At 66.5% G+C, this 13,992-nt stretch carries 9 protein-coding genes; 2 read left to right on the top strand and 7 right to left on the bottom strand.

What is annotated here, in order from left to right; genetic code table 11:
• Positions 1-29 precede the first annotated feature (29 nt).
• Entirely contained in the window at positions 30-398 is a 369-nt protein-coding gene (locus EXV95_RS09790) for a hypothetical protein (RefSeq protein ID WP_055400618.1), read from the bottom strand.
• A 52-nt stretch (positions 399-450) separates the two neighbouring features.
• The gene (locus EXV95_RS09785) at positions 451-6,423 is read right to left on the bottom strand and encodes an MG2 domain-containing protein (RefSeq protein ID WP_176886675.1); all 5,973 of its coding nucleotides are present in this window, start codon (positions 6,421-6,423) and stop codon (positions 451-453) included.
• Positions 6,424-6,605: 182 nt separating this feature from the next.
• Here EXV95_RS09785 and EXV95_RS09780 point away from each other — a divergent pair, with 182 nt between their 5' ends.
• Together EXV95_RS09780 and EXV95_RS09775 are read left to right on the top strand one after the other, a co-directional pair.
• Positions 6,606-7,145: a hypothetical protein gene (locus EXV95_RS09780; protein WP_055400622.1), complete on the top strand. Its 540-nt coding sequence runs from the start codon at positions 6,606-6,608 to the stop codon at positions 7,143-7,145.
• Positions 7,146-7,159: 14 nt separating this feature from the next.
• Positions 7,160-8,479, top strand: a complete 1,320-nt coding sequence (locus EXV95_RS09775) for a tol-pal system YbgF family protein (RefSeq protein WP_176886674.1) — start codon at positions 7,160-7,162, stop codon at positions 8,477-8,479.
• A gap of 286 nt (positions 8,480-8,765) precedes the next feature.
• On the opposite strand, the gene EXV95_RS09770 is transcribed toward EXV95_RS09775, so the two are convergent.
• The 5 genes from EXV95_RS09770 to EXV95_RS09750 all read right to left on the bottom strand — a co-directional run bounded on the left by EXV95_RS09770 (position 8,766) and on the right by EXV95_RS09750 (position 13,982).
• A complete protein-coding gene (locus EXV95_RS09770; RefSeq protein ID WP_176886673.1) occupies positions 8,766-9,818 on the bottom strand; it encodes a c-type cytochrome in 1,053 nt (350 codons plus the stop codon).
• A gap of 180 nt (positions 9,819-9,998) precedes the next feature.
• On the bottom strand, positions 9,999-11,069 hold the full coding sequence (locus EXV95_RS09765) for an ABC transporter substrate-binding protein (RefSeq protein ID WP_176886672.1): 1,071 nt from the start codon (positions 11,067-11,069) through the stop codon (positions 9,999-10,001).
• Between the two features lie 50 nt (positions 11,070-11,119).
• Entirely contained in the window at positions 11,120-12,280 is a 1,161-nt protein-coding gene (locus EXV95_RS09760; RefSeq protein WP_176886671.1) for an FAD-binding oxidoreductase, read from the bottom strand.
• The gene (locus EXV95_RS09755; protein ID WP_176886670.1) at positions 12,277-13,689 is read right to left on the bottom strand and encodes an NAD(P)/FAD-dependent oxidoreductase; all 1,413 of its coding nucleotides are present in this window, start codon (positions 13,687-13,689) and stop codon (positions 12,277-12,279) included. The genes EXV95_RS09760 and EXV95_RS09755 overlap by 4 nt, the downstream gene beginning before the upstream one ends.
• A complete protein-coding gene (locus EXV95_RS09750) occupies positions 13,686-13,982 on the bottom strand; it encodes a (2Fe-2S)-binding protein (protein ID WP_255484973.1) in 297 nt (98 codons plus the stop codon). Before EXV95_RS09750 ends, EXV95_RS09755 begins: the two co-directional genes overlap by 4 nt.
• Between the last annotated feature and the right edge of the window lie 10 nt (positions 13,983-13,992).

Genomic DNA, 13,992 nt, shown 5'->3' with positions numbered 1-13,992 from the left:
ACCAGCGGCGAACGCCGCCCCCCCGGCGCTCAGCCATTGGGATGCTCCCGGTCAAACCGGGTTTCGGCCTCGCTCAGGTGGCGCAGCAGCACGTGCGAAATCAGGTTGACGCCAATGCCACCAAACACCACGGGCAATACATAGAGCGCGATGGACAGCTCGGAGATGAACACCGCGTCGTCGGCCAGCGACGGCGTGGTTTTGGCCAGGGACGCGAGCGACTGCAGCAGGTACACGTCCACCCCTGCGATCAGCACCAGCGCCACACCAAAGCCGAGTACGGCCACGCGGGAGATGGACCGGGTCGCCAGCAGCAACCCGTAAATGCCCGCAGGTAGTACCAGCGAAAACGCCACCAGCACCCAGAACCGCAGTTCCACAAAAACACTGAGGCTCATGGCGTTGTTCTGAATGGCAGGCTCAAAACGGAAGGCTGCATGGCGCTGCGGTTTACCGAGCCGCCTCCACCTTTACCCGCGCGTTGGGCACTTCGCCAAACATCTCGGGCGCATACATGGCTTCCACCCGGCTGGGCGGCAAGGCAAAGTCGCCCACGTTGTTTAGGCGCACGGTGTATTCCATCTTCACCGTGCCCTTGGGCAGGTACTCGTAGTAGCTGCGGAAGGCCTCGAAGCTGCGCTCCTCGAACGCGGGCCAGCCCGCGCCGCTGCGGGCCTTTTCGCCCTGCGTGGCAATGGCCGAATCCCGGCCCAGGCCGCTGCCCAGGATGGTGGCACCGCCCGGAATCGGGTCGGTGATGGCCACCCAGGTCATATCGGCGCTGGCGTTCACCTCCAGCGTCACACGCAGCACGTCGCCGCGCGTGTACTGGCCTGCGGGCAGCGACTTGTTGGCCTGCTCCACGGGTGTCACGGTCTTGGTGATGGCATAGCCCGCAGCAAAGGGCGCCTTGAGTTGGATGGCGGCGACGGATTGCAGGGTGAGCCACGGCTTGCCGGACCCTTGGTGGGTCACCGCCAGGTTCTCCTTGCCACCGGCCTTGCCCCAGGCCAGGAACATGTCGTTGTTCTTGAGGTTGCCGGGCGATGCGGGCGCGCCGAACCAGGTCGTCTGGTGCGCGGCGCCCGTGGCGTCACTGGCCTTCACGCGTTCGACCTTGCTCCAGTCCACGCTGGCGGTGTTGCCAGACATCGTGGCTTTGGTGGTGCCCGAGACTGGCACGGCCTCGAACTTGGCGCTGAATTTTTCCAGCGCCAGCCCGCCCCACAGATTGGCCGTGGTGGTATGCCACGCGCCCGCCTGCTGGCGGCTGATGAAGCCATTGGCGAGGCGGCCCATGTCGTCCTTCCATGCCGGGTCGTCCATCACCGCGAGCATCAGGCGCGCGGTGTTCACGTCGCCGTTCTGCATCAGCCACCACCAGTAGTCGTCCTGCTCGGTGCTGAAGATGAGCTTGGTGCCCTGGAACGACAGTCGGCTGCGCAGGATCTGCATGGCCTCGGCCAGGCGCTGGTCGCGCTGCGGCACGTCGGCCACGCGCTTCAAGACGTTGACCCAGTCGATCACCGTGTGCGTGGGCCACTGGTTGGGCGCGATGGTGATGCTGCTGACCATGCGGCCCTGGGCCTTGCCATAGCGCGAGAGGGCTTCGAGCGCGGCCACCTTGCGCATGTCCAGGTCCTTGCGCGGGCTCCAGAAGCTGCGCTGGATGCGGCCTTCCACAAACGCGATCAGGCCACGCTCCATGGGCGCGCGGGCGGCATCGGGCAACGCAAACGCGGGGTTGATGCTGGCGGCCTCGTGCGTGGCGGCCAGCACGTAGGCCGTCAGCGTGTCGCTCCCCCGGTTGCCATCCCCATCACGCGGTGGGAAGTAGTTGGCCAGGCCGTCGCTGTCGAGGTAGGTGGGCAACTGCGCCACCACGGTCTGCCACAGCGCGCCGTCGCGCAGGCCCACGGCCTTGCTGGTCTTTTGCTCCAGGCAGGCAAAGGGGTAGCGGGCCCACCAGTCGCGCACGCCCGGCAGGCCTTCGGCCAGCTTGGGCTGCAGCGACATCTTGAGGCCGCCCCGGCCGGGGATGGCGTCCGCTGGCGGGTTCACGTCCAGGTTGAAACTGCCGTCTACCTGCACCAGCGTGGCCTGCTGCACCGTGAGTGGCACAGCCGGGATGATGCGCTGGCGGGCCTTGAGCGCATCGCGCGCGCCGCCCACCGTGTCCTTGGCCTCGATCTCCCACAGGATGGACTCGGCGCGGGTCTGCGCCAGTTGCGCTGGCGCCGTCACGTTCCAGGCGACTTCACGCGCTTCCTCCGGCGGGATGTCGATGGTCTGCGGCTTCAAGTCCAGCAGCGTGGCGCGCGGCGCCACCTCCACCTTCATCGCCGTCTTGGTGGTGTTGCGCAGCGTGATCTGCGCGCGGAACTGGTCGTCCTCGCGCACCAGTGGCGGCAGGCCGCTGATGATTTGCAAATCCTGCGTGGCGCGGATGCTGGTGCTGCCGGTGCCGAAGAGGCCCGTGGCGGCATCGGCCACAGCCACGATCTTGAAGGTGGTGAGTGCGTCGTTCAGCGGCACCGTCACCTTGGCCTGACCGTTGGCGTCGAGCTGGATGGAGGGCTCCCACAGCAGCAGCGTGTCGAGCAGCTCACGCGTCTGCGCGCGCCCCCCGCCACCGCCTGCAGGCACGGCCTTTTTGCCGTAGTGGCGGCGGCCGATGATTTCCATCTGCGCGGTCGATGTCTCCACGCCCCAGCTGCGCCGCTGCAGCATGGCTTCGAGCAGGTTCCAGCTGGTGTTGGGCATCAGCTCCAGCAGGGCCTGGTCCACAGCGGCCAAAGCCACCTCTGCATTGGCAGCGGGCTTGCCGCCCGGCAGGGTCGCGGTGATGGTGACCTGGGCCTTGCCGCGCACGGCGTAGCTCTCCTTGTCGGCCGTCACCTTCACGTCGATCTGGTGGGCCGCTGTGCCCACGCGAATCTCGGCCATGCCCAGACGGAACGCGGGTTTGGACAAGTCCACCAGCGCCGTGGGCGCCTGGTACTCCTTGCCTTCGTACCAGAACGAGGTCCACCACTCGCGCGGCGCCTTGAAGCCCCAGGTGAAGAAGCTGTACCACGGCACCTCGCGCAGGCGGCCGCGCAGGGCCAGCACGCTCACGTACACGTTGGGGCCCCAGTCAGGCTGCACCTTCAGGCTCACCGTGGGGTCTTGTCCGTTGAGCTGCACCACCTGGGTGTCGATGATGCCTTCGCGCTCCACGGCCACCAGGGCCGTGGCAAAACGGAACGGCATGCGCACCTGGAACTTGGCGATCTCGCCGGGCTGGTAGCTTTTCTTTTCGGGCAGCAGGTCGATGCGGTCGTGGTCTTCGCCGCCAAACCACAGCTCGCCCTGGCGCGTCACCCATACGGAGGATGCAGCCACGCTGGTGTTGCCGTCCTTGTCGGTGGCGGTCACCACCAGTTCCACCTCGCCGGGTTCGTCGAGCTTGGATTCGCACAGCAGCAGGCCGCGTGCGTCGCTCTTGCCGCTGCACAGCGTGCCCAGGTCTTTGGTTTCGGTCTGGTTGTCGTAGCTGTAGAAGCCGCCCACCATGCGCTTGCGTGTGCTGGTGGTGATGCGGGCAATGGCCTGCACCTGCAGCGAGGTGTCGGCGGCGGGTTTGCCGTTGTGCTGCAAGGCCAGCGCCTGGTAGCGGATCTTCTGTCGGGCAGACACCCAGCCCTCGGTCTTGATGCCCGCCACCACATCGGCAGGCCACAGCGCTTGCGTGCTGCGGATGGTCTGCACCTCGCCGTTGGGGTCGGCGTAGGTGGCCTCCAGCAGCAGCTCCTGCGGTTGGCGGGCCTGGGGCACGTTGTCGATGGTGACCTTGCCCGCACCGTCCTTGTTCAGCGTGAGCGGCAGCTTGTCGGCAATCACGCGCGCATCCTGGCGGGCCGCAGCTTCTTCGTCGTCGCTGTTCGCACTTTCCTGCTCGCGCTTGCGGGGCGGTGTGAAGCGGAAGGCCTCGTAGTCGCTGTACTGCAGCGCCTTGCCGCGCACCATGGCCGACACGCGCACCGGCAGGTTGGCGGCCCCGCCGCCCGCCACGTAGTTGATCTGCACATCGGTGGGCACCGAGCGCACGCGCACCAGGGCCTTCTTCTCGACCGGGGTGATGCGCCCCTCCAGCACGGGCAGGCGGAACTCCTCCACCCGGAACTCGCCCGAGCCGAAGCTGCGTTCATCACCGGAATCCTTGCGCAGCTCCACCTGGTACACCCCCAGCTTGGCGGCGGGCGGGATGGCGAAGCTGTTCAGCGCACTGATGCCACCCGTGGCCGTGTCGCGCCAGACGATGGGCTGGGTGAACTGCTGGCCACTGCCCACATGGGTGATGACCAGGGTTTCGGGCCGTTCCTTGGGCAGCGCAAAACCCTGGCGGGTTTCCGAGCGCAGCACGTGTTTCATCGACACGGTCTCGCCCGCGCGGAACAAGGTGCGGTCAAAAATGGTGTGGGCGCGTTCGCTGGGGCGCGGGTCGCTGCTCGTGGGCACGTTGAAGCGCCAGGGCTCGATGCCGCGCTGCCAGTCGCTCCAGGTGAATGCCATGTCCTCCACGCCGCCCTCGTCCTTGTGGCGCGCGCTCACGAAGTAGGCGTTGCCGCCGTCGCCGTAGTCGCCGCCATCGCCGCAGCGGGTGGGGTCGGACGACAGGCCTTCGATGCGGGCCACGCCCTGGGCATCGGTCAGCGCGTTGGCCAGCTCATTGCCCTTGCAGTCGCTCACACGCACCGTGGCGCCCTGCACCGGCTGGCCCTTGTCCAGCGTGGTCACCCAGGCCATGGCGTTTTCGCGGCCGAGCTTGAAATGCACGCCCATGTTGGTCACCAGGGCCGAGGTGCGCACGAACATCGTGCGGGCGTCGCCGTGGCGCTCATCCAGCAGCGAAGCGCCGAGCTTTTGCGAGGCGATCTCCACCACATGGAAGCCGGGTGGCAGCGGAATGCCCACCACCTCGAACGGGCGCGGGTCGTTGCTCGCTGGCTTGGGCAAGTCCAGCGTCTTCACGCCACCCTTGCCCGCTAGCAGCGAAAGCATGCGTGACTGCACATACTCCTTGTCTTCGTCCAGCACCTTGGGCAGCGGTCCGGTCACGTCGCGCCGCGCCTGCTTGCGATCCACCACGTAGCTGTCGTAGCGCTGCACCTTCTTGAACCACGCAATGATGTCGGCGTCGGTGCGCGGCTTGAGCGTGCTCACGGTGCCCGGCTGCAGGCCCTGCACGCGCAAGGCGGCTTCCACGTTGCGCAGTGTCACGGGCAACAGCGCTGGGGGGTTGTCAGAGCGCGGGCCTTCGGCAAAACGCTCGACGATGCCAAAAGGCGCGGCCGCAAACTTGGCCAGGGGCGGCATGCCGCCGGTGGCCACCTTGAGCGGGAAGTTGTCTGCGTTGCGCAGCGGGCGGCCCGAGGCGTCCTTGAAGTCCTTGGGCAACTCCAGTGTGAAGGCCGTGTTTTCGGCCAGGGGCGCCGCAAACTGCACGCTGTTGACCAGCGCATCCCCCTTTTGGCCCTCGATGCCGCCATCGGTTTGGGGCTTCAGGGTTTCCTTGGCGGACTTGAGGCGAATGGCGGTGGCCAGGCTGCGCGGCACCGGGGCGTTGAAGGACAGCTGCATCGGCCGGATGGGCAGGCAGGCGGCCTGCGCGTTCTCGCGCTCGCAGCTGAACTCGGCCGCAAACGGCTCGCGCACCTTGAAGTCAAAGCGCTTCTCCACCGTGTTGGCCACGCCGCTGGGCGTGGCCACGCCCTTGCCAAACACGATCTGCATGCGCGAGCCCGAGGTGAACCGCCGGTTGCAGGCCAGCGTGGCGTACTGCAGGGGCTCTTTCGCCGCGCTTTTTTCCAGGCCCAGCGTCTTCAATATTTCGGCGCGCTGCGCGCCCTCAATCAGCCGCACCGGCACGCGCTCGCCCACGCCTTCCACCGTGCACCAGACATTCGCCTGAACGCTGGCGGTGGTGGCGGCCCCGTTCAACTGCAGCACGAAGAACTGCTCTTCGTCGATGGCCTGGTAGGGGTTGGGGCGGATGGTCTGTACAAACGGGCCACCGCTATTGAATTGATAGCTTTTGGCGCCCGTCAGATCAGCGCCAGAGGCCGATTTGAACCCGGGTTTGACCGTTGCGGTGCAGCGCACGCCGGGTGGCAGGTCACTTTCAAAGTCGAAAACCCACTCGCGCTCGCCTGTCCAGCGGCCCGTGCCCTTGGTGGCGCTGGCATCGCTGCAGCTCAGGTTGATGGGCGCGGGCGCCTTGGGGTCGCCGAAGTTGACGGCCGCCGCATCGAACTTGGCCACCACTTGCCGCACCCGGGCCACTTCGCCCTGCGGTGAAAAACTGGTGATCTGCAGGGCGTGTGCGCCCATCGAAACCAAAGCCCCCGACAACAACACCAGGGCACGTTGCAAGACATTCATTTTTGACATCCCTCTATCCGACTCGACCGCGAGGGTAGCCGATATGCCGGGGACCGCCCCCTGCTGCGATGACACGGAAGGTAACAACTCGTTCGCAGCCCCCGTGCGCCAAGGCTGGCGGGCAGTGCGCACAAACCCCACCGGTATACTGCGCCGCAAAATAAAGCGGGAGAGAGGGAATCATGAAAAAGATCGTCTTGTTGGCGGCCTTGTGCGCGGGCGCCTGGTATTACTTTGTCGGCGGGCGCACATTGGACGAAAAAATGGTGCGCGCCTACTACGACCAGAGCGCGCACGCCCTCTACAAGCGAGACGCTGAGCTGATGTGCAAACAGCTCAGCAGCAAGGCCATCATCCAGGACGAGACGGTGATGAACGGCCAGACGCAGCGCAGCACACTCAACCACGACCAGCAGTGCGAGGCCTTCAAGGCCAGCATGCAGATGTTCGAGCAGATCGGTGACCGCATGGGCGGCATCCTGACGGTCGAGTTCGAATTCCACATCGACAGCATCGAGATCGAACCGGGCCGCAAAAGCGCCAAGGTCAAAGGCACCAGCCTGCTGAAGATGGGAGAAACCGTCATGCAGTTCAGCTCCACCTTCAACGAGCAACTCGTGCGCGAAATGGGGCAAATGAAGCTCCTGCGCTCCGACCAGCGCACCGTGGTGCGCATGGCGGGCGGGCGCGGGATGTCGCAGTCCGACTTCTTCTCCAAATAAGCCCGGGGCACCCCATGCAGCGCGAAACCGCAAAGACGCCCCGTCCGTTCTGGCACCAGATCAACACCTTTTTCGCGTTTCCGCTGCAACCCAAGCCGCTGATGTACAGCGTGCTGCTGGCGCTCTCCAGCCTGCTGTTCAAGCTGATCTTCTTTGTGCCCGACGCCCTGGGCATCCTGATCGTGGAGATCGGCATCCTGCTGGCCGCATCGCGCTACGGATTCAAAGTCACGGCCCTGGGCTCACGCGGCATCTACAAGGCCGAGGACTACCCTTCCGAGCTGGACCCTGACTGGAAGAACCTGCCCTGGAAGCTGTTCGCCATCCTGATCGTGCAAGCCATGGCCGTGGGCTGGCTGCAGCGCCTGAACCCCGTGCTGGGCACGCTGGCCTGGCTGGCCATGTGTTTCCTGCTGCCCGCCACGCAGATCGTGCTGGTGCAGACCTGCAGCTTTACCGAAACCCTGAACCCCGCCAACGCCTGGAACGCCGTGCGCACCATTGGCTGGCCCTACCTGCTGCTGTGCCTGTTCCTCTTCCTGCTGAGCCAGGGCACCTTCATTGCGCTGGGCATGCTGGTGCCCATCTTCAAGGGCTGGATCCTGCTGCCCATCGTCAACTGGCTGCTGATCTATTTCAGCTGGGTCATGGCCAGCCTGCTGGGCTACGCGATGTACCAGAACCATGCAGCCTTTGGCATTGACCTGCTGCCCGGCGCGGGCCTGGACGACGACGGCGCCCCTGTGGACCGCCGCAGTCCCCGCCAGATCGAGCAAGACGCCACCGACGCACACGTGGCCGCGCTGATCACCGCAGGCGACATGGTCGGCGCCCTGGGCGTGGCCTACGAAGACCAGCGCACCCGCAGCGACGAAGTGCCCGCACAGCGCCGCTACCACCGTGTGCTGACGCTGGCCGACGGCAAAACCGCCACCCTGCTCGACCATGCCCAGCGCTACATCCCGCTGCTGCTGCGCTCGGGCCAGGGCGGCGAAGCGCTCAAGGTCTTTCAAACCTGCCGGGCCAAGGACGCCCAGTTTGCGGTGCAGGACGCCAACGCCACCCTCAACCTGGCCAAAGCCGCCTGGAATGCCAACAACGCCAAAGACGCGCTGGCGCTGCTGCAGGGCTTCGACCGCCGCTTCAAAAACCACGACAGCGTGCCCGCCGCCTATGAACTGGTGGCCCGCGTGCTGCTGCAAGGCATGAACCGCGCCGACATGGCCCTGCGCGTGCTGGCCACGCTGGAGTCCCGCCACCCGGACACCGAGGCCACGCGGGAAACGCGGTGGCTGCTGCGCAACCATGTGCCGCAGGGGGCTGCGGGGGGTTAAGGGGATTTGGGGTTTTGGGGATTTCTGCGCCCTGGCGCTTATCCATCAAGCGCGAGATGCTATGGTATTGATAGTAATTGCCGAGTGTTCCATGAACCGGCCGGGCCTCTTCTCAGAACAGGCATGCCTCACGCACCAGCAAGCCAGCAAACCAGCCCAGGCTTCGGCAAGTTCGGCCCGAGCGGGTGGGGAAAAAACCCCACGTTCACTACAAAAATGGTAGCTGCTAGCGCTTGATAGATGAGCGCTAGCGGCCTAAAACATCAAAAAAATCCAAGACCAAACATCACCCCGGCATCCGCAACCCCGAAGACACCGAAGGCACGTTCGACGGCCGATGCTGCGACCCCTGTGGCTGCTCCACCCGCACCAGATGCGCGTCCGCAACTCCATCGTTCAGCCCCACCTCCCCACTCGCCGGTGCATGGCCCACGCCCGCCCCGGCGCCCCCCGCCTTGGCAAGGGCACCAGGGGCTGTCAAGAACAGATACAGCGCCTTCGCATCCACATCACTCAACTGCCCCAGCGACTCAAACGGCATCACCTGGATCGGCGTGCCATCCGGCCGCTTGCCAGTGCGCAGCATCGCCACAAAGCTGGCGGCATTGGGGTAGCGGGCCATGGCGCTGTTGGCGCCGGGGCGGATGTCGGCAGCGGCGGGCCAGTCCGGCGGGCCGCCCGGGATCTTGCCACCCGACAGGTCTGCGCCGTGGCAGCCGATGCACATGTTGGCCACGTACTGGCCATTGGCCACCGTCACACCCGCAGGCACAGGGCGCGACGGCGCCAGCTGGTGGTCGATGCGTGCAGCCGCGTCGGGGATCGCCCCCAGGCCGTACAGCACCCAGGCAGGGCGGGGCAGTTCCACCACGGCCTGCGTGCCCTCCTGCGGCTTGAACTGGCGCACGTAAGACACCAGGGCATTCAGGTCGTCGTTGGTAAAACGGTTGTAGTCCTCGCTGGGCATCACCAGCAGCGGGCGGCCATTGGGCTTGACGCCGTGGCGGATCACGCTGTTCCAGTCTTCGGGCTGGTAGCGGGCCACCACGCCAGCGGGGGTGATGTTGGGGCCCACGATGCGCGTGCCCTTGCCGTCGTTCACAAACTCGCGGCCCGTGCCTTGCGCGCCGTGGCAGTCGGTGCAGCCGCGCGACGCATACAGGTACCGCCCGCGCTCAATGGTCTGCGCGTCGGTGGTGTAGGCCACGGGGCGCGGCTTGATGTCGATGTAGCGGTTGCGCTTTTGCTCGGCCAGGTACAGGCCGCTGGTGGCTGTGGCCACAACGACCACGCCCAGCAGCAGCGCGCCGCCTGCAGTCCATTTGATCCAGCGTTTCATGGTGGTATCCCTCTTCTTCGAATGAATGGCAACTGAACGAATCAGCGTGTTCAGGCGCCGGATTCTGGATTCGAAGAAGCGGTTTGTGACACCCTCCTGCCGCAGGGCGTGGCGCAGCCGGTGACATTTGTCACAAACGCGCCGCCAGTGTGGTGCGGCGCGCGTCAACGGCCCCGTTGCTCAGCGCTCGATGGTCTTGTTCCAGCGCGTGTTCCAGGCCGGGCGGTTGGCGTTGACGCTGTCCCAGTCCAGGGTCACGGCGTTTTTCATCCACTGGTTGATCTTGGCCACCTGCTCGGCGCCTTCACCCACGGCCGGGGCTTTGGGGTTGGTGGGGATCTGCGCGCCAAACTGCAGCACATTGGCCTGGGCCAGGGGGCTCAGCAGAAATTCGGCCAGTTTTTGCGCCAGCTCGGGCTCGCTGTTCTTGGCGATCACGCACTGGCCTGTCATCAGCACCACCGAGCCTTCCTTGGGCTGGGCGTATTCCACCGGAATGCCCTTGGATTTGAGTGCAGCCACGGCCGTGGGCGTGAGCGGGAAGATCGCGGCCTCGCCCGTTTGCACCATCTCCGAAATCTTGGCCGAGCTCGGGATGTACTCCAGCACGTTCGGGCCGATGGTCTTGGCCCAGTTGGCAAAGCCGGGTTCCACGTTCTTGTCGTTGCCGCCCTGGATGCGGTTGAACATCAAGAAGCCGTGCAGCCCGAACGATGAGGAGGGCATGGACTGGAACACCACCTTGCCCTTGTACTTGGGGTCGGCAAAGTCCATCCACGAGGTGGGCGCGGCCCAGCCCTTTTCGGCAAACATCTTGGTGTTGTAGGCGATGCCCGTCATGCCCACGCTGACTCCGCTGGCCAGGTCGTCCTTGAAGCGGGCGGCGGGGTAGATGTCGTTCAGATGCTGGTTGGGCTTTTGCTTTTCGCACAGGCCCATGCCCATGGCGCGCACCATGATGCCGTCGTCCAGGAACATCACGTGCATCTGGGGCTTGTCCTTGTTGGCCTGCGCCTTGGCCAGGATGTCCGAGGACGTGCCGGGCACCACCACCACCTTCACACCGTGCAGCTTTTCAAACGCCGGGAACACGTACTGCGTGTACGCCTTCTCCATGGTGCCGCCGTTCATGCCGATGTACAGCGTCTTGGTCTGCGCCGTGGCAGTGCCTGCGGCGGCCACGGTGGCCAGTGCAGCGGCCGCTACGAGGGCGCGGCGTGTGTGGCTTGCAAAGCGAGGGGAGAAGGTCATGGTGGTTTCCTTTCTGGTGGGGGAGGGGGACGTGTCGGTGGCTGAGGTGGTCAGTGGGCAGCGGCAGTGCTGGCCACGTCAGCCACCGTCGTTGGGAGAAATCGCTCAATCGCAAAGGCATCAATCGGCGTGGTGCTGCGGCCGTCACGCGCCAGCTCTGCCAGCACCTCGCCCACGCCGGGGCCGATCTGAAAGCCCGCACCGGCAAAGCCAAAGCCATGGATCAGGCCGGGCGTGGTGTGGCTCTTGCCCAGCACCGGCTGGCGGTCAGGCAGATAGCCTTCGGTGCCGCTCCAGGTGCGAATGAAGTGCGCATTCTTGAGGGCGGGCAACAGCTCTACGGCCTGCACTGCCAAGGTAGCGATCGCGCTGCGCTCGGAGCGGGCGCGGTCGGCATCCAGCGCCACACCTGCGCCGCCGCCCAGCACCAGATTGCCGCGCGCCACCTGTCGGCAGTAGATGCCGCCGCCTTCCACACCCAGGCTCCAGTGCATGAAAAAGGGCAGGGGCTCGGTCACGGCCATGGCCGGGTGGCCGGAGTGGATGGGCACGGCCTCGCCAAATTGCGCGGCCAGCGCACCGGCCCATGCGCCTGCGCAGTTGATGAGTATGGGCGCGCGCACTGCCACGGCGGTGCCCGAGCGCACGGTGAAGCGCTGGCCGTCATGCTCCACCGAGGTCATCGGTGTGCGCTCCAGAATCTGCGCACCAGCGCGTTTTGCGGCCAGCGCAAACGCGGGCGACACGAGGCGCGGGTTGGCCTGGCCGTCATCCGGGCACAGCGACCCACCCACGGCGCGCCCGCCCAGCCAGGGGCAACGCTCGCGCAGCGTGGTGCCAGAGATCAGTTGGATGCCCAAGTCAAAGTCGCGGCTCAGGTCGGCGTAGGCCTCCAGCGCGGCCATGTCCGCCTCGCTGCGGCCAATCTTGAAGTGCCCGCTGCGCTGGTACTCGCCATCGGTACCAATCAGCGCGGGCAGATTGGCCCACACCTGGTGCGCACGCTGCGCCAGCGGCAACTGGCTCACAGGGCGGCCCTGGCGGCGCACGCCGCCATAGTTCACGCCGCTGGAGCGCGAGCCGCACAGGTCGCGTTCCAGCAGCACCACGGCCACGCCTTTGCGCCGCAGTGCCAGCGCGGCCGATGCGCCCATGATGCCGCCGCCCACAATGGCCACGTCGGTGTCTATCACTCGCGTGGTGGTGGTCATGCTGTGGCCTCCGCAGGGGTGTCGTGCGCCGCCGCAGCCTGTGCCTGCAAATGGATCGGAATCGGCTTGATGGGCGCTTGCCCGCGCAGGCGGCCCACCTGATCGATGGGCTTGCCCGTGGCCTGGGCCAAAATTTCTGCTGCCGCCACGCCGCACATGCGGCCCTGGCAGCGGCCCATGCCTACGCGGGTCAGGGCCTTGAGGCGGTTCATCTCGTCGGCGCCGGCATCGCGGGCGCAGGCGCGCAGTTCGCCCGCCGTGATGTTCTCGCAGCGGCAGACCACCAGCGCATCGGGCGCGTGGGCCGCCCAATCGGCGGGGAAGGGGAAAGCGCGCTCCAGCCCTTGCCTGAAGGGCATCAGCTTCGTCAGCTTGCGTTCCAGCTCTGCAGCGCGTGCCGCATCCACCTTCACGCCGTGGTCAGCCAGCAGCGCCAGCGCAGCGCGCTCGCCTGCCCATTCGGCCGCATCGGCGCCCATGATGCCCGCGCCATCGCCCGCCAGGTACACGCCCGCCACGCTGGTGCGGCCTGCCGCATCGCGCTCAGGCAAGTGGGCGCGGTGCATGGGTGCCCAGGCAAAGCGGCAGCCCAGCAGGTCGGCCAGTTGGGTTTCAGACCGCAGGGCATAGCCAAAGCCCACGGCATCGCACTGCACGGTGTGCTCGGCCTGGCCGTCGCTCCACACCACGGCGTTGACCCGTGTGTCGCCTTCAACGCGCACAGGCCGCACGCCGGTGTGCACGGCCACGCCATGCGCGCGCAGCCAGCCCACGTAATACAGGCCTTTGGCCAGAACGGCGGGCTGCGTCAGCATGCCGGGCAGGGCGGCCAGCTGGTCGGCAAAGCGGGCGGTGTCCAGCACCGCTGCCACCGTCACCCCTGCCTTGGCATATTGGTACGCCACCAGGTACAGCAGCGGCCCGGTGCCCATCAGCACTACATTGCGGCCAATGGTGCAGCCCTGGAACTTCAGCGCCACCTGCGCGCCACCAAGCGTGTACACGCCGGGCAGCGTCCAGCCGGGCACGGGCAACACGCGGTCGGTAGCACCGCTGGCGACGATGAGCTGCTGGTAGGGCACCGTGCGCGTGGTTTGCGTGGGGCCGTGCAGCACGTCGAGCTGGCCGCCCTGGGCGTTCCACACCAGGCTGTTGGGTTGGTAGTCCATGTGGGCGGCCAGCCCATCGAAGCTGCTGTGCAGCGCCGTGGCGCGTGATGCCTCGGTGCCGTACAGCGTTTGCGCGCTGCGGGCAAAGTGGGCGGGCGGGCGACGGTAAATCTGCCCGCCGCTGCGCGCGGCTTCGTCGATCACCACGGGCCGCACGCCATGCGCCACCAGGGTTTGCGCGGCGCGAATGCCCGCAGGGCCTGCGCCCACGATCACAGGTTGCAAGGCGGGGGCGGTCATGCGGGCGCTCCGGTGGTCAGCTGCATGCCCACCTGGATGAAGGTGGCGCAAGACCGCAGGCGTTCGCCCGTGGCGGTCATCACCCAGCAGTCCTGGCACGCACCCATCAGGCAAAAGCCTGCACGCGGCTCATGGCTGAACTCGTTGCGGCGCAACTGGGCGCGGTGGGTGAGGATGGCCGTGAGCACTGTGTCGCCTTCGAGCGCAGCGGCGGGTTCGCCATCGAGTACGAAGGGCACGGGGGCGCGGTCTTTTTCGGCCACGCGGTGGAGCAGGGCTGTGTTCACAGTCATGGAAGTCGTG

The sequence above is a fragment of the Acidovorax sp. JMULE5 genome (assembly GCF_013376875.1).
GTDB lineage: Bacteria > Pseudomonadota > Gammaproteobacteria > Burkholderiales > Burkholderiaceae_C > Acidovorax > Acidovorax facilis.
This window is presented reverse-complemented; position numbering and strand designations above follow the sequence as displayed.

Coding starts and splice junctions, on each gene's coding strand:
- EXV95_RS09760 (WP_176886671.1), bottom strand. CDS start 12,280: ATGACCACCACCACGCGAGTGATAGACACCGACGTGGCCATTGTGGGC.
- EXV95_RS09770 (WP_176886673.1), bottom strand. CDS start 9,818: ATGAAACGCTGGATCAAATGGACTGCAGGCGGCGCGCTGCTGCTGGGC.
- EXV95_RS09755 (WP_176886670.1), bottom strand. CDS start 13,689: ATGACCGCCCCCGCCTTGCAACCTGTGATCGTGGGCGCAGGCCCTGCG.
- EXV95_RS09785 (WP_176886675.1), bottom strand. CDS start 6,423: ATGAATGTCTTGCAACGTGCCCTGGTGTTGTTGTCGGGGGCTTTGGTT.
- EXV95_RS09750 (WP_255484973.1), bottom strand. CDS start 13,982: ATGACTGTGAACACAGCCCTGCTCCACCGCGTGGCCGAAAAAGACCGC.
- EXV95_RS09765 (WP_176886672.1), bottom strand. CDS start 11,069: ATGACCTTCTCCCCTCGCTTTGCAAGCCACACACGCCGCGCCCTCGTA.
- EXV95_RS09780 (WP_055400622.1), top strand. CDS start 6,606: ATGAAAAAGATCGTCTTGTTGGCGGCCTTGTGCGCGGGCGCCTGGTAT.
- EXV95_RS09775 (WP_176886674.1), top strand. CDS start 7,160: ATGCAGCGCGAAACCGCAAAGACGCCCCGTCCGTTCTGGCACCAGATC.
- EXV95_RS09790 (WP_055400618.1), bottom strand. CDS start 398: ATGAGCCTCAGTGTTTTTGTGGAACTGCGGTTCTGGGTGCTGGTGGCG.